Source organism: Microbacterium sp. 2MCAF23 (assembly GCF_052115565.1).
In the GTDB taxonomy this organism is placed as follows: domain Bacteria; phylum Actinomycetota; class Actinomycetes; order Actinomycetales; family Microbacteriaceae; genus Microbacterium.
Window position 1 is genome coordinate 279,627 of the sequence record NZ_JBFRGY010000011.1, and the last position, 19,421, is coordinate 299,047.

The 19,421-nt window shown below is 70.3% G+C and carries 23 protein-coding genes; 20 read left to right on the forward strand and 3 right to left on the reverse strand.

The window, feature by feature from the left end; genetic code table 11:
* Positions 1-195 precede the first annotated feature (195 nt).
* Complete coding sequence (locus AB4078_RS13045) at positions 196-900, forward strand: DUF2786 domain-containing protein (protein WP_441977491.1); 705 nt, start codon at positions 196-198, stop codon at positions 898-900.
* 41 nt (positions 901-941) lie between these two features.
* Here AB4078_RS13045 and AB4078_RS13050 read toward each other — a convergent pair whose 3' ends face one another.
* A complete protein-coding gene (locus tag AB4078_RS13050) occupies positions 942-2,543 on the reverse strand; it encodes an APC family permease (RefSeq protein WP_441977492.1) in 1,602 nt (533 codons plus the stop codon).
* A 371-nt stretch (positions 2,544-2,914) separates the two neighbouring features.
* Here AB4078_RS13050 and purL point away from each other — a divergent pair, with 371 nt between their 5' ends.
* The 17 genes from purL (at position 2,915) to AB4078_RS13135 (ending at position 15,622) form a co-directional block, all read left to right on the forward strand.
* Positions 2,915-5,254 (forward strand): phosphoribosylformylglycinamidine synthase subunit PurL, encoded by a 2,340-nt coding sequence (gene purL / locus AB4078_RS13055; RefSeq protein ID WP_441977493.1) that lies wholly within the window; start codon positions 2,915-2,917, stop codon positions 5,252-5,254.
* 23 nt (positions 5,255-5,277) lie between these two features.
* Positions 5,278-5,442, forward strand: a complete 165-nt coding sequence (locus tag AB4078_RS13060; RefSeq protein WP_441977494.1) for a hypothetical protein — start codon at positions 5,278-5,280, stop codon at positions 5,440-5,442.
* 248 nt (positions 5,443-5,690) lie between these two features.
* On the forward strand, positions 5,691-6,719 hold the full coding sequence (locus tag AB4078_RS13065) for a LacI family DNA-binding transcriptional regulator (protein ID WP_441977495.1): 1,029 nt from the start codon (positions 5,691-5,693) through the stop codon (positions 6,717-6,719).
* A gap of 226 nt (positions 6,720-6,945) precedes the next feature.
* Positions 6,946-8,325 (forward strand): APC family permease, encoded by a 1,380-nt coding sequence (locus AB4078_RS13070; RefSeq protein ID WP_441977496.1) that lies wholly within the window; start codon positions 6,946-6,948, stop codon positions 8,323-8,325.
* Positions 8,325-9,929 (forward strand): amidohydrolase, encoded by a 1,605-nt coding sequence (locus AB4078_RS13075; protein ID WP_441977497.1) that lies wholly within the window; start codon positions 8,325-8,327, stop codon positions 9,927-9,929. Before AB4078_RS13070 ends, AB4078_RS13075 begins: the two co-directional genes overlap by 1 nt.
* Before the next feature lie 145 nt (positions 9,930-10,074).
* Positions 10,075-10,509 (forward strand): Asp23/Gls24 family envelope stress response protein, encoded by a 435-nt coding sequence (locus AB4078_RS13080; RefSeq protein ID WP_441977498.1) that lies wholly within the window; start codon positions 10,075-10,077, stop codon positions 10,507-10,509.
* Complete coding sequence (locus AB4078_RS13085; protein WP_441977499.1) at positions 10,506-10,697, forward strand: DUF2273 domain-containing protein; 192 nt, start codon at positions 10,506-10,508, stop codon at positions 10,695-10,697. The genes AB4078_RS13080 and AB4078_RS13085 overlap by 4 nt, the downstream gene beginning before the upstream one ends.
* Entirely contained in the window at positions 10,694-11,029 is a 336-nt protein-coding gene (locus AB4078_RS13090; RefSeq protein ID WP_441977500.1) for a hypothetical protein, read from the forward strand. Before AB4078_RS13085 ends, AB4078_RS13090 begins: the two co-directional genes overlap by 4 nt.
* A complete protein-coding gene (locus tag AB4078_RS13095) occupies positions 11,026-11,592 on the forward strand; it encodes a hypothetical protein (protein WP_441977501.1) in 567 nt (188 codons plus the stop codon). Before AB4078_RS13090 ends, AB4078_RS13095 begins: the two co-directional genes overlap by 4 nt.
* The gene (locus AB4078_RS13100) at positions 11,589-12,194 is read left to right on the forward strand and encodes a hypothetical protein (protein WP_441977502.1); all 606 of its coding nucleotides are present in this window, start codon (positions 11,589-11,591) and stop codon (positions 12,192-12,194) included. The genes AB4078_RS13095 and AB4078_RS13100 overlap by 4 nt, the downstream gene beginning before the upstream one ends.
* A gap of 97 nt (positions 12,195-12,291) precedes the next feature.
* Positions 12,292-12,531, forward strand: a complete 240-nt coding sequence (locus AB4078_RS13105) for a CsbD family protein (protein ID WP_441977503.1) — start codon at positions 12,292-12,294, stop codon at positions 12,529-12,531.
* 43 nt (positions 12,532-12,574) lie between these two features.
* The gene (locus AB4078_RS13110; protein WP_441977504.1) at positions 12,575-12,841 is read left to right on the forward strand and encodes a GlsB/YeaQ/YmgE family stress response membrane protein; all 267 of its coding nucleotides are present in this window, start codon (positions 12,575-12,577) and stop codon (positions 12,839-12,841) included.
* Positions 12,842-12,952: 111 nt separating this feature from the next.
* Complete coding sequence (locus tag AB4078_RS13115; RefSeq protein ID WP_441977505.1) at positions 12,953-13,528, forward strand: RNA polymerase sigma factor; 576 nt, start codon at positions 12,953-12,955, stop codon at positions 13,526-13,528.
* The gene (locus AB4078_RS13120; protein WP_441977506.1) at positions 13,525-14,145 is read left to right on the forward strand and encodes a hypothetical protein; all 621 of its coding nucleotides are present in this window, start codon (positions 13,525-13,527) and stop codon (positions 14,143-14,145) included. Before AB4078_RS13115 ends, AB4078_RS13120 begins: the two co-directional genes overlap by 4 nt.
* Entirely contained in the window at positions 14,142-14,498 is a 357-nt protein-coding gene (locus AB4078_RS13125) for a hypothetical protein (protein WP_441977507.1), read from the forward strand. Before AB4078_RS13120 ends, AB4078_RS13125 begins: the two co-directional genes overlap by 4 nt.
* Positions 14,495-15,190 carry an SGNH/GDSL hydrolase family protein gene (locus tag AB4078_RS13130; RefSeq protein ID WP_441977508.1) on the forward strand — a complete coding sequence of 232 codons (696 nt, stop codon included), beginning with the start codon at positions 14,495-14,497 and terminating at the stop codon, positions 15,188-15,190. Before AB4078_RS13125 ends, AB4078_RS13130 begins: the two co-directional genes overlap by 4 nt.
* 150 nt (positions 15,191-15,340) lie before the next feature.
* Complete coding sequence (locus tag AB4078_RS13135) at positions 15,341-15,622, forward strand: hypothetical protein (RefSeq protein ID WP_441977509.1); 282 nt, start codon at positions 15,341-15,343, stop codon at positions 15,620-15,622.
* A 34-nt stretch (positions 15,623-15,656) separates the two neighbouring features.
* Here the strand turns inward: AB4078_RS13135 and AB4078_RS13140 are convergent, their stop codons facing one another.
* Positions 15,657-15,941 carry a hypothetical protein gene (locus AB4078_RS13140; protein WP_441977510.1) on the reverse strand — a complete coding sequence of 95 codons (285 nt, stop codon included), beginning with the start codon at positions 15,939-15,941 and terminating at the stop codon, positions 15,657-15,659.
* 287 nt (positions 15,942-16,228) lie between these two features.
* Here AB4078_RS13140 and AB4078_RS13145 point away from each other — a divergent pair, with 287 nt between their 5' ends.
* Positions 16,229-17,158 (forward strand): hypothetical protein, encoded by a 930-nt coding sequence (locus tag AB4078_RS13145; RefSeq protein ID WP_441977511.1) that lies wholly within the window; start codon positions 16,229-16,231, stop codon positions 17,156-17,158.
* Between the two features lie 4 nt (positions 17,159-17,162).
* Positions 17,163-18,170 carry a Gfo/Idh/MocA family protein gene (locus AB4078_RS13150; protein WP_441977512.1) on the forward strand — a complete coding sequence of 336 codons (1,008 nt, stop codon included), beginning with the start codon at positions 17,163-17,165 and terminating at the stop codon, positions 18,168-18,170.
* Between the two features lie 229 nt (positions 18,171-18,399).
* Here the strand turns inward: AB4078_RS13150 and AB4078_RS13155 are convergent, their stop codons facing one another.
* Positions 18,400-19,347: a histidine phosphatase family protein gene (locus AB4078_RS13155; RefSeq protein ID WP_441977513.1), complete on the reverse strand. Its 948-nt coding sequence runs from the start codon at positions 19,345-19,347 to the stop codon at positions 18,400-18,402.
* Positions 19,348-19,421 lie beyond the last annotated feature (74 nt).

A 19,421-nucleotide genomic window follows, 5' to 3' on the forward strand; every position in this document is an offset into this window, starting at 1 on the left:
CTTGTCACCGCGCTTCCGGCGTGCTAGCCGCGGATGTGCAGGGCGCGGTTCAGGCGGTTGTCGTAGGGATGCGCCGGATCCACACGATCCGCGCCGTCCCTGTGCGGAGCTCGTTCGGCACAGGTTGCGTGCGGTCGCCGTCGCACTGGGGGAGGTCCCGCGGAGGATGCCGACATCCGATACGGAGGAGATGACATGAGCGACCGCAAGCTCGACCTGATCATGAAGCTGCTGGCGAAGGCCGAGAGCACCACACCCCAGGAGGCGGAGGCGCTCACCGAGCACGCCGAGCGTCTGATGCTGAAGTACGGCATAGAGAGAGCGCGCCTCGACGCTCGACGAGCCCTCCACGGAGGCGCGCACGAGGAGATCGTGCGCGAACTCATGCTGTTCAGCGGTTCCTACGCCCGAGACATCCGCGAGCTCGGCGCGGGAGTCGCCGTCGCCCTCGGCACCGTGCGCCCGCTCTTCGGCGCGTCCGGCGGAGACTGTGCGCTCTACCTCGTCGGCTGCGCGTCGGACGTGTCGCAGGCGCGGATCCTGATCGCCAGCCTGCAGGTGCAGTCGATGGTCGCGATGCGGCACTGGTGGACCGCCGAACGCGACCGCTACCCCTGGTTCGACGACACCGTGCGACGGCGTGCACGCAGCGGTTTCGTGCGCGGGTTCGGCGTCGGCGCCGCAGACCGGATCCGCGAGTCCCGCGCGGCTGTGATCGAGGAGTCCGGCACCGGCACTGAGATCATGCTGGCCTCGCGTCGCGAACGCGTGGACGACGCCGTACGCGCGATGAACACGCGACGGGCGCGCTCCCGCGACGGCGCCGACCCCGGATCCTTTCTCAGAGGACGCAGCTCGGGCCGAGAGGCGAACGTCGGCGGGCGACCCGTCGCGCCGTGAGGGGCCAGACCGTGAGGGGTCGGGCGGGAACCAATCGGCCGTCAGCCGCCGAGGCCGTCGTCGAAGACCTGCAGCGCCGAGGTGTCGTTCGTGGCGTCGGTGCGCGTGAGGCGCTTGCCGCGGAAGAAGTCCGGTGAGACCTTCGCCTGGACGAACATGAGGATCACGCCCAGGCCCAGCACAGTGACGCCGATGATCCCGACCAGGCCCACGCCGCCGATGTTGCTGCCGGATCCGGCTTCCGGATCCATGGCGTCGATCGTCGTCTTGACGAACACGATCAGCAGCAGGATCCCGCCGAGGCCGGGCAGCACGATCTTCATCATGATCGATCCGAAGCCCTCGCGGATCGCCGCCTTGCGGAAGTACCAGGGGCTCGCGAGCGCGGTGACGCCGTAATAGAAGCACACCATCATGCCGAGCGCCGTGATCGTGTCCCACAGCACGTCCTCGCTGATGAAGCGCATGACGGCGTAGAACACCGAGGCGACGATCGACGAGAGCAGCAGCGCCACGTGGGGCGACTTGTACTTCGGGTGCACCTTCTTCAGCGATGCAGGCAGCGCGCCGTAGTGCGACATCGCGAGCAGGGTGCGCGCGGGCGAGATCGCCGTCGAGTTGATCGACGCCATCGCGCTGACCAGGATCGCGAGCGAGAGCAGGATCGCGGCCGGGCCCATGACCGGATGCGCGAGCGCCGCGAACACGTTCTCGATGATCTCGGAGTTGCCGAGACCGGTCGGCCCGTCGCCGAGACCGGCGAACGCGACGGTGGCGGTCGCCGTACCGACGTAGAGGACGACCAGGATCGCGACGAGGATCGTCGCCGCCTTGCTCTCCGTGGAGAGGCGCCCCTTCGACGGCTTGGTCTCCTCGCCCATCGTGAGCACGGTGTCCCAGCCCCAGTACACGAAGATCGACACGGCGATGCCGGCGGCGAACGCGCTGAAGCTGGACACCTCGAACGGGTTGAACCAGCTCAGCTCCGGCAGCTTCGCCTCCTTGTTGGCGGGGTTCGCCGCGCCCACGAACATCGCGATCACGAACCACACCATCACCGCCATCTGGAAGATCACGGTGATGTACTGGAAGATCTTCGTCGAGGTCATGCCTCGGTACGAGATGAGCGTCGCGAGAGCCATGAACCCCAGGCACACCGCGATGTTGATGAACTTGTTCGCGGCGAGGTCGGCGATCGCCGGGTTGCCGACGGCGATGCTGATCGACTGGAACAGGAACTCCACGGCGATGCCGGCCAGATTCGACAGCACCAGCACGGTCGCGGCGATCAGGCCCCAGCCGGCCATCCACCCGATCCACGGTCCGAAGGCGCGGGTGGCCCAGGTGAACGACGTGCCCGAGTCGGGCATCGCCGAGTTGAGCGCGCGGTAGCCCAGCGCCACAAGCAGCATCGGGATGAAGCCCATGAGGAAGATCGCGGGGGTCTGATAGCCGACCTCGCTCGCGGCGGGTCCCACGGCGGCGGTCAGCGTGTACGCCGGCGCACACGTCGAGATCCCGATCACCAGACAGCCGAGCACTCCCACGGTGCCCGTCGGGAGGCCCTTCTTGCTGATGCCCGTGACCGAGTCGAGCGTGCGCGTAGCCGGATCCGGCGCGCCCTGGTCGTACTTCACACTCATGCGATTTCCTGCTTCCTGCGCTCCGTCGCACGGCCGCCCCGATGGCAACACGGTGTCCGGCAACGCTGCGCCCCGCGTCAATTCTATGGGTGGGCTGAAAGCGGCTCAGGCTCGGCCGCCTCGAGCGGGTGGCCCGGGCGCCCTCGAGCAGGTGGTGCGGCCGCCTCGAGCAGGCGGCCCGTGCGCCCTCCGGCGGGTGACGATCTGCACATCCTGTGACGATCAGCACACGTTTCAGCCGGATCCGGTGTGCTGATCGTCGCATCGTGTGCAGATCGTCGCGGCGAAGCCTCCCGAACCACGCGCGGATCCGGGCCTTCCGCCGCCGGTAGACTGGGTCCGCCCCGCCTCCCCTCGCTCCAGGAGCCCGCGTGACCGTCAACGCCCCCACCGTCCACGTCCCCGACTCCGTCGAGAACGCCCAAGCGACTCCGGAGAAGGAGCAGCCGTATGCGGCGCTCGGCCTCAAGGACGACGAGTACGCGCGGATCCGCGAGATCCTGGGCCGCCGCCCCACCTCGGGCGAGCTGGCGATGTACTCGGTCATGTGGAGCGAGCACTGCTCGTACAAGTCTTCCAAGAACTACCTGCGCCGGTTCGGGCAGAAGGTCTCCGACGAGATGAAGAAGCGCCTCATGGTCGGCATGGGCCAGAACGCGGGCGTCATCGACGTGGGCGAGGGCTGGGCCGTCACGTTCAAGGCCGAATCGCACAACCACCCGTCGTTCATCGAGCCCTTCCAGGGCGCCGCGACCGGCGTCGGCGGCATCGTCCGCGACATCATCTCGATGGGCGCCCGTCCGGTCGCCGTCATGGACGCGCTGCGCTTCGGCGCGATCGACGACCCCGACACCGCCCGCGTCGTGCACGGCGTCACCGCCGGCATCAGCTTCTACGGCAACTGCCTCGGCCTGCCCAACATCGGCGGTGAGACGGTGTTCGACGCCGTGTACCAGGCGAACCCCCTCGTGAACGCGCTCGCCGTGGGTGTGCTGCGCCACGAAGACCTCAAGCTCGCGAACGCCACCGGCGTCGGCAACAAGGTGGTGCTCTTCGGCGCCCGGACCGGCGGCGACGGCATCGGCGGTGCGTCGATCCTCGCCTCCGACTCGTTCGACTCGACCGGTCCGACCAAGCGCCCCGCGGTGCAGGTCGGCGACCCGTTCGCCGAGAAGGTGCTCATCGAGTGCTGCCTCGAGCTGTACCGCGACGAGCTCGTCGAGGCGATCCAGGATCTCGGCGCGGCCGGCATCTCCTGCGCCACGAGCGAGCTTGCCGCCAACGGCAACTCCGGCATGCACGTGTCGCTCGACAACGTGCTGCTGCGCGACCCCACGCTGACCGCTGAGGAGATCCTCATGTCGGAGTCGCAGGAGCGCATGATGGCGATCGTCGCGCCCGAGAAGCTCGACGCGTTCCTCGCCGTCGTGAAGAAGTGGGATGTCGAGACCTCGGTCCTCGGCGAGGTCACCGGCGACGGCCGCCTCATCATCGACTGGCAGGGCGAGCGCATCGTCGACGTGGATCCCTCCACCGTCGCCGTCGACGGCCCGGTCTACGACCGCCCGGTGGCCTACCCCACCTGGATCGACGCGCTGCAGGCCGACGCGGCGGAGCTGCTCCCCCGCGACAACGACCCCGAGGCGCTCAAGCAGCAGTTCCTGGCCCTGCTGGAGAGCCCGAACCTCGCCGACACGCGCTGGATCACCAACCAGTACGACTACTACGTGCTCGGAAACACCGCCCTCGCCTTCCCCGACGACGCCGGCATGATCCGCGTCGACGAGGAGTCCGGCCTCGGCTTCTCCATCGCGACCGACGCGAACGGCCGCTACAGCCAGCTCGACCCCTACGCGGGCGCGCAGCTTGCTCTCGCCGAGGCGTACCGCAACGTCGCCGTCACCGGCGCGGAGCCCACCGCGATCACCGACTGCCTCAACTTCGGCTCGCCCGAGAACCCCGAGGTCATGTGGCAGTTCGGCCAGACCGTCGACGGCCTCGCGGACGGCTGCTTCGAGCTCGGCACCCCGGTCACCGGCGGCAACGTCTCGTTCTACAACCAGACCGGCGACGTGCCGATCCACCCGACCCCGCTGGTCGGCGTGCTCGGCATCATCGACGACGTCTCCCGCCGGATCCCGTCCGGCTGGCAGGACGAGGGCCAGAACATCTACCTGCTCGGCACCACCTCGACGGAGCTTTCCGGATCCGCCTGGGCCGACGTCATCCACGACCACCTCGGCGGCCTGCCGCCCAAGGTCGACCTCGCCGGCGAGAAGCGCCTGGCGGGCCTGATCGGCGCCGCGCGCGACGAGTGGCTGATCTCCTCGGCACACGACCTCAGCGAGGGCGGCCTCGGCCAGGCCCTCGCCGAGGGCGTCATGCGCTTCGGCGTGGGCGCGCGCGTGTGGCTGACCGAGCTCATGGAGCGCGACGGCGTGGACGCCGCGACGGCGCTGTTCTCCGAGTCGGCCGGTCGCGTGATCGTGACGGTGCCGCGCGAGGACGACGTGAAGTTCCAGGGCCTCTGCGAGGGCCGGGGCTACCCGGTGCTGCGCATCGGCGTGACCGACAGCGCCCCGCAGCTCGAGGTGCAGGACGTCTTCACGATCTCCGTCGCCGAGCTCCGCGAGACCTCGCAGGCCACCCTGCCGGCCGCGTTCGGCCCGACCGTCGCGGACGCTTCGACAGGCTCACCGGGCCGGGCCTGACGGCCCGCGAAGCGAGGACGCTCATGAACAGCACCCCCGACCCTTCGACGAGCTCAGGGACCGACGAGGACCTCTCGTTCTACAGCGCCCGGCGGCAGCGCCGGATCCGCATCACGGCCTGGGTCGTGATCGTGGCGCTCATCCTGGTGGGCGGCGGATCCGCCCTGCTCACGGTGCTGCTGGGCTGACCGGGGCCGTTTCGGGGGGCGGGCGCACGCTCTCGCTCGTGGCCGGCCCTTGCACGGCCACGCGCAGGAGCGTCCCGACCAATTGCAGGAGCAACCCCCGACGAAGGGGCCGATCCGGCCGGTTTCGGCGTGAATCCACGCGTTCTGCGCGGCGGGCTCCTGCATTTCGCAGGTAGGCTCCTGCATTTCGTCGCCGCGGCGCGCCTGCCGGCCGCCACGGCCACTCCGCACCGAGTAGGTTCGAGAGCATGCGACCCGACCGTGCGGTGACACTGCAGGACATCGCCGATCGCCTCGGCGTGTCCCGCTCGACCGCGTCGTTCGCGATCACGGGGCGCGGCCGCGTGTCGGAGGAGATGCGCCGTCGCGTGCACGAGGTCGCCGATGAACTCGGCTATCGGCCGAACACCGTCGCCCGCAACCTCAAGGGCTCGCGCACGGGCATGCTCGCGCTGCACATCCCACCCGACAGCACCACGATGTCGTACTACATGGAGGCGACGTTCGGCATGGTCGAGGAGGCTGAGCGCACGGGCCTCATCGTCTTCATGCTGCCGTCCGGCGAGCGAGCGGAAGGCTACGACCAGCTGCCCGCCGATGCCGTGATCCTGCTGGATCCCGCCATCGACGATCCCGCGGCGCGCACCCTCCTCTCCGGTCGGGTGCCCGTCGTCACCGGCGAGCGCGTGCCCGAGGGGCTGCCGGCCGCGCGCGGCGTGGTCACCAGCGACCACGTGCCCGCCGTCCGCGAGCTGATGGCGCATCTGCACGAGCGAGGGGCGCGGCATCCGGCGATGGTGCTCCCGGATCTGCAGAGCGACTGGGCGTTCACCGTCCGGGATGCTTTCACCGACTGGTGCACCGAGCACGGCACGCAGCCCCGCACCGTCACGCTGCCGCACCCGTCGGCACCCGAGATGATCCACGCGGCGGTGGCCGAGCTCGTGCGCGACGTCAACGACCCGGTCGATGCGATCCTCTCCGTCTCCGACGGCACCGCGCTCAGCGTCGTCACCAGCGCTCAGCGCCTCGGCCGCCGCGTGGGCGAGGATCTGCTCGTCGCCGCGCTCGTCGACTCCGAGGTGCTCGCCCTGGCGCAGCCTTCGGTCACGGCGATCGACCTGCATCCGCGCGAGTTCGGCCGGCGCTGCGTGCGCGCCGCCGTAGCGGTGATCGAAGCAGCCGCCGGTGATGACCGCACGGTGCGCGAGCTGGTGCCGATCTCGGTGCAGCGCCGGGCATCGACCCGCGGCCCTGTCGTCCCCCCGTCCTCCTGATCCGAGGCCCCTGACCCGGATCCCCGGGGACCTCTGGACCCCGGTGTGCTCGCCCTCGGCTGCCCAGCCCGCCTGATCCGCATCCACGCTCCGCAGCAGATCCCGATGAACACTTGCGCGTGCTTTATCGATATTGCTACCCTGGCGGAACCGACGGATTCCCTGCCGCCGACACGACGACGACGTCGATCCCCCCACCCGCAACGCCTGCGGAACAGGAGCCCCCATGACTCACCCCGCCCCCGGCGAGCCGCTCGCCTCGCCCACGGAACTCACCGCCCAGGTCACCGAAGGCCGCTTCAAGCGGGTGCTGGGCACGCCATCCCTCGTGCTGTTCGGCCTCGTCTACATGGTGCCGCTCACCGCGTTCACGACCTACGGTATCGTCACCCAGCTCACCGGCGGGCGCGTGCCGATGACCTACGTGATCACCCTGGTCGCGATGGTGTTCACCGCCCGCTCGTACTCGCGGATGTCGGTCGCCTATCCGTACTCCGGATCCGCATACATCTACACCCAGCAGAGCTTCGGCGGCGCCATCGGCTTCCTCGCCGGATGGGCGCTGCTGCTGGATTACCTCTTCCTCCCGATGATCAACTACCTGATCGTCGGGCTCTACATGAACCAGACGTTCCCCTCGATCCCGAACTGGGTGTGGATCGTCGGAGCGATCCTGCTCGTCACGGTCCTGAACGTGATCGGCATCGTCTCGGTCGCCCGTGCCAACTTCGTGATCATCGCCGTGCAGACGATCTTCATCATCGCCTTCGTCGTCTTCGCGATCGGATCCGCCACGGGCCACCACGTCGACCCGCTGCTGCCGTTCCGCGGCGACGGCACCGTGACCGGCCTGGGCCCGCTGTTCCAGGGCGCCGCGATCCTGTGCCTCTCATTCCTCGGCTTCGACTCGGTGTCGACGCTGTCCGAGGAGGCGAAGGACTCCACCCGCACCGTCCCCCGCGCGATCATGATCACCACCATCACCGCCGGCGTGATCTTCATCCTGCTCGCCTACTTCTCGCAGTGGGCCTTCCCCTCGAACAAGTTCACTTCGGCCGACACGGCGAGCATCGAAGTGGTCGCGTCGCTCGGCCAGCAGTGGCTCTCCGTGCTGTTCATCGCGGGCTTCGTCGCCGGCGGCATGGGATCGGCGCTGACCTCGCAGGCCTCGGTCGCCCGGATCCTGTTCGCCATGGGACGCGACGGCGTGCTGCCGAGCGCGATCTTCGGAAGGCTGAACAAGCGCTTCGGCACCCCGGTCGTCCCGATCCTGATCGTCTCCGTCGTCTCCCTGTACGCGGCGTTCGCGGATCTGCTGACGATCTCGAACATGATCAGCTTCGGCGCCCTCATCGCCTTCTCCTGCGTGAACCTGGCGACGTTCAAGCACTACTTCATCGACCGCGGCGAGCGCAGGGGATGGCATGCGGTGAACAATCTCGTGCTGCCCGGCATCGGCTTCGGCCTGACGGTGTGGCTGTGGACGAACCTCACCGGAATGACGTTCGTCGTGGGCCTCTCCTGGCTCGCGATCGGATTCATCCTGCTCCTCATCGTCACGCGACTCTTCCGCCGCCCCACGCCGACCCTCGACCTGAAGGAGTGATGGTGGTCGACACGATCGTCATCGGAGCGCGGGTGCGCTCGCTCGCACCGGAGACCGGAGAGGACGCCGACGCCGTCGCCATCACCGACGGCCGGATCACCGCCGTCGGGCCCAGATCCGAGATCCTCCCTCTCGCGGGAGCGGGCACCGAGCTCATCACCCACGCGAGCGCGACGATCATCCCCGGTCTCGTCGATGCGCACAGCCACCCGATCTACAGCCTCGGCATCGTCCGCGGCCTGTCTCTGACGGGCGTGCACACCTATGACGAACTCGTCGCCGCTCTCGAGCGGGGCCGCGACGAACAGGCCGGGGCGGAGTGGTTCCTCGCCTGGGGCCTCGATCCGACCGCGTTCGAGGGTCGCCCGATCGGCAATGCCGCCCTGCACGAGGTGCTCGGCGCCGACCGCCCCGCCTACATCAAGATGTTCGACGCGCACTCGGGCATCGCCTCGGCGGCCGCCCTCGCCCGCGCCGGCATCGACGCCCCGGTCACCTACCCGGACGGATCCGGTGCCGCGGGCGATGAGGACGGCAGCCTCACCGGCCACCTGATCGAGTTCCCGACCATGGAGATCCTCGAGCGCGCCCTCCCCGCCCTGGGGTTCGACGACCGGGTCGCGCAACTTCATCGCCTGCTGTCGGACATGGCCGCGGTCGGCATCACGGCGGCGCACGTCATGGACCTGCAGGATGACGACGCGCTCGACCTGCTCGCGGCGATCGAGGCGACCGGCGATCTCCCCGTGCGCCTGCGGATCTCCCCCTGGGTCACGCCGGAGACGACGGACGACGAGGTCGCGGATCTCATCGCATTGCAGGGCCGGGGCGGGCGGCGCTACCGGGTCGAAGGGGTCAAGTTCTTCATCGACGGCACCGTCGAGGGCGGCACCGCGTGGCTGTCGCGGCCCGACGCTCAGGGCGAGGGGCTGTCCTCGGCGTGGACGCCCGCCGAGGCCTACGCAGAGCGCGTGCGGCAGTTCGACCATGCAGGGGTGCCCACCGCGACCCACGCGATCGGCGAGCAGGGGATCCGCTTCGTCGCCGAGACGCTGGCGGCCCTGCCGAAGGGCGGAGTGCCGCATCGCATCGAGCACATCGAGTCGGTCGAGGACGACGTCATCGCGATGATCGGCGCGAACGGGATCGTCGCGAGCATGCAGCCGACGCACTGCACGCACCACGTGCGCAGGGACGGCTCCGACGACTGGTCGCGACGTCTCGGCGCCGAGCGGGCTGCTCGTGCGTGGCGCACCGCCGACGTGCGGCGCAGCGGGGCGGTGCTCGCCCTGGGCTCGGACTGGCCGGTCGCGGCGTTCGATCCGTGGGAGATCATGGCGGATGCCCAGGGGCGCCGATCCGTCGCGGTGGCCGGTTCCGCACCCGTTGGGCCGGAGCAGGCGCTCAGCGCCGTCGAGGCACTCGAGGGATACACGTCGCATGCGCACCGCGCGGTCGCGTCCGACGGCGGACGGCTCGTCCCCGGCGCCCCCGCGGACCTCGTCGTGGTCGACCGCGATCCGCTGGGCACCTCGCCCGAAGAGTTGCTCGGAGCGCGTGTGCTGCTCACCGTCGTCGACGGGAAGCCCACCGCCGGGCAGTGAGGACCGCCGACTCCGCGGCCGCCGGGGCCGGATCCGGTTCCGCGGCCGAAGTTTTTTGTGACGAATCGTTCCCCCGCTCCGTCAATGAGATGACGTCGCAGACCGCGACACGCACCGGGAGTGCGCATGACGGAGGGGAACGCACATGGCTAACGACATCACCGGCACGCAGACCAAGGGGACTGGGACTGCTGCCGCGCAGGCCGGAAAGACCACGATCGAGGATGCGGTGGTCGCGAAGATCGCCGGCATCGCGGCACGGGACGTTCCCGGCGTGCACGCGCTCGGCGGCGGCGCCGCCCGTGTCGTCGGCGCCATCCGCGACGCACTGAACTCCACCGACCTCGCCCAGGGCATCGCCGTCGAGGTCGGCGAGCGCCAGGTCGCGGTCGATGTGACGCTCGTCGCCGAGTACCCCGTCTCGCTGCAGGATCTGGCGTCGGCGGTCCGCACGGCCGTGTACGCGGCCATGCAGGAGCTCGTGGGTCTCGAGGTCACCGAGGTCAATGTCACGGTCAACGACGTGCACATCCCGTCCGACGACGAGGGTGACGACGGCCAGGAGGCGCGAGTCCAGTGAACGCGAGCACCATCGGCGCCGCCGTCGGTGCGGTGCTCGCCCTGACCTGGGTCGCCTTCGGCTTCTGGGCGTTCCTGTTCGTGGGCCTGGCGATGCTCGCCGGTCTGGGGGTCGGCCGCCTGGTGCGCGGCGACATCGATCTGCACGGGCTGGTCCAGGCGCTGCAGGGGCGGCGCACCTCGTCATGAGCGCGGAGGTCGCGCGCACCGCAGAGCCGGAGCCGCGCGGACGCACGACGATCACGGGCCGGGCGCTGCGCCATCTCGCGGTGGGGATCGTCGCGGGCGCGTCCGGCGCGGGCCCGAATGAGGTCGCCGTGCGCTGGGAAGACGCGAACGGGGGCTTGCACGCCTCGGTGACGCTGCCGCTGGTGATGGGGGACGCAGTGGCACGAACTCTCGAGGAACAGGGCGCCGATCTGCGGATGTCCCTGATGACGGGCATGGCGGGAAGGCGGGTGGACGGCGTGGATCTGCGTTTCTCCGGCGTCCGCCGCGGACACACGAGGAGGGTGCGATGAACGGGGCGCGAAGGCAGGTGGATCGGCGTCTGCTGCGCCGCGAACTCCGTGCTGCACGCACGGGGCCTGCGGTCGTCGTCGCGGTCGTGCTGCTGTTGGCGGCGCTCGTGACCATCGCGGTGTCGTTCTGGACGGCGGACTCCTGGGGGGCGTCCGTGTTCCAGAACGGTGCCGCGACCGTGAGGGCGGCCTGGGGAGAGCCGTCCTGGCGTGCGGCGATCGGCGCGGCAGCGGGCATCGTGGGCATCGCGCTCATCGTGCTCGCGCTCGTGCCGGGCCGCCGCCGCCGACACGGACGAACGACCGGACGGGTGGAGCTCGTCGTCGACGACGGTCTGCTCGCCGACGTGGCAGCGCAGGCCGTGGCCGCGCGCTGCCAGCTGCCTACGACACAGGTCTCCGCCACGATGACGGCGAAGCGGGTGCGGGTGCGCATCCGCCCCGTGAGCGGCGTGCCCGTCGACACCGCGGGTGCGGCGGACGCGGCACAGCAGGCACTGGCGCACCTGGGTTTCGCTGTCCGCTCCGACGTGACCGTGGCGACGAAGGGGGTGATCGCATGACCTCGTCGAGCCGGATCCTGAACCGCGCGCTGCTGCTGGTCGCGGGACTGCTCGCGCTGGCCGGCGCAGTGCTCGCCGTCCGGCCGCTGCTGCCGGAGCAGATGGTCGCGCCCTGGTGGCAGCCCGTGCAGCGCACGATCTCGGGTGTGCTGAGCACGGCGAGCACCTGGCGCCTGCCGTGGGGATCTCCTGACGCCGCCCGCATCGTTGCCGTCGGTGCAGGAGCGGTCGTCGCCGTCGCCCTCATCGTCTTTCTCAGCACTCGGAGACGTCCACGCACCCGCACCGTGCTGAGGTTCGCGGACCGAGCCGGCAGCACCGCCGTGGATGAGTCGATCGCCGATACGGTGCTCACCGGTCCGCTGCGCGACCGGGGCGATGTCCTCTCCTCGCGCACCCACGGTTACCGGGTCGCGGGGAAGAACGCCCTGCGCCTCTGGGTCGTTCCGCGCTCGGGTGCGGATCTGCCCACACTGCTCGCGGAGACGGAGCGAGCCGTCGAGGGGTGGGACGCACTGAGCGGAACCCGATCGCCGGTGGTGGTGCATCTCGCCGACCGCGGCGGTTGGGACCGGCTCCGATCCCCCAGTCGCGCACGATGACGGCCCGCTTCGACCGAGCAGGGCCACCGCGGTCCGAACACGGAAGGTCAGCCAGACGACCGGCGCCGAACGCGTCGGGGCAGAGAAAGGAACAGACATGAGTCTGAAGGACAAGGCCGAGGCGAACGCTGAGCGGATCGTCGGCGAGGTCGAGGAGAAGGTCGGCGACGCCACCGGCAACGAGCGGATCGCAGACCAGGGCCGCGAGCACCAAGCAGAGGGACGGCTGAAAGAGGCCGCCGCGGACGCCAAGGAGGCCGTGGCCGACACGGTCGACAAGGTCAAGGCGGCGGCGAAGGACGCCGCCGACAAGGCCGGCGGGCTCTTCAAGAAGTGAACACGCTCCGGCACGCCCGGAGCTGACGAAAGGAAAGCAACTCATGGGATTCTTCGGTTTCCTCCTCCTCGGTCTGATCGCCGGGGTGATCGCCAAGCTGCTCCTGCCCGGCAAGCAGGGCGGCGGCTGGTTCGTGACCCTGCTCCTCGGCGTCGTCGGCGCGATGCTGGGCGGCTGGCTGGGCGGGCTGATCTTCCACGTCGGCCTCGAGTCCTTCTTCAGCCTCTCGACGTGGCTGCTCGCGATCGGCGGTTCGCTCGTCGTGCTGCTGATCTACGGCCTCATCGTCGGGCGTCCCCGCGACGCGTGACACGTCGTCGCGGTTCTCACCGTGCCCCGCGCCGGCGAGGCACCATGGGATCGGTGCTGCGGCACCGATCCCATGGCCGCGCCAGGAGCCCGTTCGAAGGGAGAGTGATCGATGACCGGCCAAGACTTCGGACCGGCCCTCGACGACGCCGATGACCGCACGATCGCCGGGCGGGCCGCCGATGGGGACGTGGAGGCGTTCGCGATCCTCGTGCGGCGCTACACCCCCTTGCTGCGCGCTTACGCACGCCGGATCCTGAGCGGAACCGCGAGCGTGGACGACATCGTGCAGGAGAGCTTCGTCACGGCGTGGCAACGACTGCCGGAGCTGGACGACATGGGCCGGGTGCGCGGCTGGCTCATGCGGATCGTGAGCAGGAAGGCGATCGACGAGGTGCGAGCGACCCGACCGCATCTCGAAATGGACGGCGCGGAGGGTCTCGAACTGCCCGCCCGCCCCGGAGATCGACCCGAGCAGAGGGCCGAGCAGAGGGCCGAGCTGACAGCGCTCGCCGACGCCCTGCGCGAGCTGCCGGATGCGCAGCGCGAAAGCTGGGTGCTGCGCGAGATCGGAGGCTGCTCTTACGACGAGATCGCAGAGCAGCTGGAACAGCCGGTGAGCACCGTGCGCGGTCTGCTCGCCCGTGCCCGCAAGCACATCATCGTGCGAATGGAGGAGTGGCGATGACTCGCGACGACAGCACAGGCTCGGGCGGCCTCGGCTTCGAGCCCGAGGACCTCGACGGCCACACCATGGACGAGCTGGGCGACTACCTCGATGCCGGCAGAACCCCCGCCGATCCCTCGATCGACGCCTCACCGGGCTGCCGGATCGCACTCGACGCGCTCGAACGACTTCGCCGGCTCGGACCGGCGCTGCTCGACCAGGACACCGCGGCCGAACCTCAGGCGGACGAGAGCTGGGTGCGCTCGATCATCAACGGCATCGCCCGCGATGCGCGCGCAGGCCGGCGCATCCCGTTGTCGGTCGCGGAGCCGGACGATGACCTCGGCATCACAGAGGGTGCCGTGCGCGGCCTCATCCGCTCGGCCGGCGATGCCGTCCCGGGGGTGCTCATCGGGCGCTGCCGCCTGGATGGCGACGTGACGATCCCTGGCGCCCCGATCCGGATCGATGTGGAGGCCAGCGTTCCCTACGGACTCCCCATCGTGCGGCTCACGCAACGACTGCGCACCGAGATCGGCGATCGTCTGCGCACCCATGCGGAGTTGAACATCGCGGGGATCGACATCGTCGTGCACGATGTGAGGGATCTTCCGAAGGGCGGAGGCGACGAGCGATGACCGAAGACGAAGCTGCCGAACTGGCTGCGCGCATCGAACAGGATCTGCTCGCCGAGCCCGGGGTGTCCGCCGTGTACCCCGCCTCCGGTGCGGGCCTGCTGCGCGAGGCCGCGGCGAACCTCCTCGGCTCGGGCGAGGCCGGACCGCGTGTCGCCATCCGCGCCGGAGATCCCCTGCAGATCGACGTCGCACTCGGGCTCGACCAGGCCCGACCGGCCGGAGAAACCGCACGCGCCGCGCAGCGCCTGATCCGGCGCGCCGCGTCCGGTCCGGTGCAGATCCGCATCACCGTCGCCCATCTGGACGCGTCGCTGAATCGGGGACGCATCACTCCGGACAGAATGGATCCATGACCGCCGACGCCGACGTCCTCGCCCGCGCCCTCGCCTCCGATGCCCCGCTCACCTGGGTGCTGACCGGCGATTCGATCACGCATGGCCTGGTGCACACACAGGGCGGACGCACGTACGCCGAGCATCTGCACGAGATCGTCCGCGGCGAGCTCGGGCGGGTGCGCGACGCGGTCATCGACACGGCGATCAGCGGCTGGCGGATCGTGCAGCTGCTGGAGGACTTCGATCGCCGGGTCGCCACGTGGCGCCCGCAGCTGGTCACCGTCATGATCGGCACGAACGACTGCTCGGACGCGGGCGCGTTCCCTGTGATCACGCCCGCTCCGTTCGCAGAATCGCTCACCGTGTTCGTCCGGCGCGTGCGCGAGCTCGGAGCGATCCCGGTGCTGCAGACGCCGCCCGTCGTCGACGTGCCGAACGCTCCCGAACGCTCCCGCATTGCCGCGTTCGCGCAGGCCGTGCGGGACGTCGCCGCCGCCGAGGAGACGATCCTGGTGGATCAGTTCGCCCGGTTCGCCGAGCTCGGCAACGGCGAGGTGCCCTGGGGGCTCATGAACGACCCGTTCCACCCCAACGCCACCGGGCACAAGGCCCTCGCCCTCGAACTCGCCGAGGCCCTCGGGCTCGACCCGACGGGATCCCGCGTGCTGCCGAAGCTCCGCGCCGACATCGCCGCGGGCCGGCTGAACTGAGCCGAGCGCACCCTCGGTGCGCCCGCTTCATCGGTAGGCGGCGAGGAACTCCTCGATCAGCGCCGCTGCCGGTGCGCTGGGCGAACGAGGACTGATGAGCGCGGAGTCGAGGACGCGGCGGGCGCCGCGCTCACGTCCCTGGCACTTTTCTTGACGGGAGCGGGCATCACGGGCGCCGGTATCGGGATCCTGTTCCGCAATGCGCTGACCACCGCGGCGTCGGCGGCCATCCCGGAACGACGAGGTGAGGCGCTCGCCGCGATCTTCCTGATCGCCTACGCGGGCATGACTCTTCCTCCTCTGCTCGCGGCGGGCGCCCTGAGCGTCTGGACTCCCGTGTCAGTGCTCATCGGACTCAGTGCCCTCGCAGGTCTGCTCGTGGTCGTGTCCGGCGGGAGGATGCTGCGCCGCTCGACGCCGACGGCGGCGTGATCGGTGCGTGCTCGACCGCCCCGGCGAACTCCTGTCACGAGGCTCCATCTCGCACGCTGACGCGTTCTCTCATGCGGCGCCGGAGCGCGACGAGGTAGGCGCGGCCGAATTGAACACCGTAGGTGATCTCGCGGTCGGAAGCGTCCGAACCCTCCGGAATGCTGCGTGCGCCGACGGCGACTTCCGCCAGCATCGTCGCTGCGTCATCGATCGGTCGACGCACGTGGAACCAACTCGCGCCAGACTGCAACGCGGCGTCCGAACGCGCCGTCGCTTCGTCGAGCAGCGCCGAATACCATCGATCGGACTCGTGGGACACTGACCGCCTCCTCCAGGATGACTGCGGGCATTCATCAGGAGAGACGGGCGCAGCGGGCTTCGATTACGCGACAACACCGATCCTTCACCCGTTCTTCGCCGCCGCTTCATCCTGGCGCGAGCGGCGCCCGCGGCCGGCGATCGCGCATCCGTCCCGGAGCGAGGCTGCCCGCAGCGTTGCCCGGCGAGCACCCGTCTGTCGGACCCGGCATGTCGCGCGGCGCACCCCGCAGCGCTCGAAAAGCACCGATGACGATCCGCAGCGGGGCGCATAGGCTGAGGGGCATCATGCAGGAGTTCTGGGACGGTTTCTGGACGTTCGCGCAGCACTATTGGTGGCTCGTGTTCCCGCTCATGGGCGTGGCCGGGGGCATCGGCCGACGGTGGCAGGTGCTGTCGCAGCAGCGCCACAAGCAGAAGCTGGAAACTCTGCGCCTGAAGGGTGAGATCAAGGCCGCCCAGCTCGCCGCCCGCGGCCAAATCGCCCCGCAGCTTTCGCCGCGGGCCGCCGCCCAGCAGCAGGCGAACTCCTCGAAGGAACTGCTCGAGCGCCTGTTCGCCGAGCATGACGGGATCACCGCCCGCTGGCTGGACTACGAGCTCGACGTCGCGAAGATGATCGCATTCCCGGCGATGAGCGACGGACGCCAGCCCCTGACCGCGGCGTTCCTGCGGGCGAAGAAGATCGCCGACGCGCTGCGGCCGAGCTCGGCCGAGGCGAAGGTCGCCGAGCAGCAGGTCACCGAATACCTCGACGCGGTCGGCAACTACGCGGTCGCGTTCGAGATCGCGGAGAAGGACGCCCGCCGCCTGCGCGACTCCACCTTCACCGACGACGAGCGCAAGCGTCTCGAACGCGCGCAGCACATGCTCACGGTCGCCGTCGACCAGTCCGCCACGCCCGCCGAACGACACACGGCATACCGCCGCGTGCGCGAGGAGCTGGACGGCCTCATCGATCTCTCGGACGCCGCCGTGGAGAACCTCGAGAAGAAGGTCGCGCTGCAGCTCGAACCCGGTCGCGCTCCCGAGCCCGTCGGCTCCGCGGACGCAGGGACCGAGACGGATCCGGCCGCGGTTTCAGCGCCGACCCCCCACGCCGACCCGAGCGTGCAGGCGGATCCAGTCCCCGTCGCGGATCCGATCCCGGCGCGCGATCCGCTCGCGGCTCCGGATCCCCTGCGTCAGGCCGCACCGCTGACGAACCCGGAGCGCTGACCTCGTGACCGTCCCGGACGCGCCGCTGCGCGTCGGCCTCATCGGCGCGGGCGGGATCGCCGCATCGCACCTGGATGCCTGGCAGGCGCTCGGCGCGGAGTGCGTGATCTCCTCGCGCACCCGCCCCGAGGCCCTCGCCGCACGGTACGGCGTGGAGATCGCGGACGACGTGGACGCGCTCATCGACCGGGTCGACGTCGTCGGGATCCTCACTCCCACGCCCACGCACCCCGACCTGGCTCTGCGCGCGATCGCCCGCGGCCGGCACGTGGTGTGCGAGAAGCCGCTCGCGGTGAGTGCTGCGGAGGCGCGGCGCATGGCCGGCGCCGCCGAGGCCGCGGGCGTGCGCCTGTTCCCCGCCCATGTCGTGCGGTACTTCGCGGCGTACCGGCGGATCCAGCAGCAGGTCGCCGTCGGCGGGATCGGCGCGCTGCGGTCGCTGCGGCTCAGCCGCTCAGGAGCGGGACCGACGGCGGGATGGTTCTACGACGAGGGCGCGGGCGGCGGGCTGATCCGCGACCTGCTCATCCACGACATCGATCAGGCGCTGTGGCTCGCCGGGCCTGTCGTCTCGGTCTCCGCGCGGCAGGATCCGCCGAGCGTCGACGGACGGTTCTCGGCACCGGTCACCGCTGTGGTCGAACTCACCCACGCGAATGGCGTGACCACGCGCATCGACGGCGGGTGGCTGGGCGAGGGCGCCCCGTTCCGCACCACGATCGCGGTAGCCGGCACCGAGGGGATGCTCGTGCACGACAGCGCTGATGCTGTCGCCGGGACCACCGACGACACCACCGACGCGGGGCCGGCTCCGTCCGTCGAGTCCGGTGCCGGCTACCTCCCGCCGCAGGCCGAGGATCACCCGTACCGCGCCCAGATCGCCGACTTCGCCGACGCGATCCGGACGGGAGGGCCGGCTCGCGTGACCCCGGCCGACGGCGTCGCCGCGGTCGCCGTCGTAGACGCGGCGTATGCGTCCATCGCCGCGGGCGGTGCGGCCATCCCGGTGTAGCGGGGCGCCGGCCGACGCCGGATCCCCCGGCGCTGCCGTCCTCCGGCGGTGCCGTCCCGGGCGGTCGCGCACGTGGTGCGATGCCGGATCCGCGTTTCCCCCCTCGCAGCGTGATTCCCTCCCCTGACAGACGCCCATCAGGGGAGGGAATCACGCCCAGGGGAGGGAAACGCGCCGGGCTCACGCCCTACACGGGGCTCACGCCCTGCACGGGATCCGATCCCCCGGCTCAGGGCTGCGGGTAGTACGCCTTGCTGCCGACGGGGCCGTCGATGGTGAAGGCGCCGTTCTTGTAGACGACCTTGGTCACGCCCAGGTTCGGCACGCCCGCCGGCGGCATCGCCGGGGTGGCGCCGGTCGTGTCGCGCATGTCCGGGGCCCCGGCGAAGCACGAGATCGACAGGCCGCTCGAGACCACGAACACCGTCTTGTCGTTCTTGTCCACGGCCTTCGCGGCGATCTCGGTCAGCGCCTCGGTCATACGCGCGTCGACATCGGTGCAGTCCTCCGCGGGAAGGCCGAGTTCGGGCGCGTCGGCGACGGCCTTGATCGCCGCCATCATCCCGTACAGCCCGTGCTGGGCGATCGCGATGCCCTGCATCGTCTGCCATCCGCCGTTCTGGCCGTTCGCATCGGCCGGCGCGAGCGGGGGCGCATCGTGATCGATCGCGTAGCCGAGATGCTCCGTGGCGGCGGTCCACAGCTCCTTGTTCTCCTTGCCCTCGTACTTGCCGAAGTTCACCTCGCGCAGCCGTGCGTCCTGGGTCACGGTCAGCTTCGACTGGCCCGCGCCCTGGAGGGCAGAGGTCGCGGTCTCGAAGTGACGCTTGCCGTCGGCGGAGTACGCGGCGGCGAAGGGGCCTACGGCGGCTCCGAGGTTCGCGCCGACGGCGGCCGCGAGCGGGCGCCCCTCATCGAGCTTCCCGACCGGTGCCGTCGCGACCGGCTTCGTGCCGACGAGCAGCGGCGAGTCCGACCAGCCCTGCACGGTGTCGGTCTGGTTGAGGATGGTTCGGCCATGCCGGGTGAGATAGATCGTGACGACGCGGTCGGCCTTGCTGTTGCCGGCCCCGACGACGGCCGACGGCGGTGCGGCGGCCGCCGAGACGGCCGTGAGGGTCGTCGCCGCGAGGAGTGCCGCGGTGACCGCCGCGACGCGGATGATGCTCTTCTTCATGGTTCTCTCCTTGAAGGGGTTGGACGGATCGGGCGTGACGGATCGCGGCGCGACGAGGCGCCCGATCCCGGATG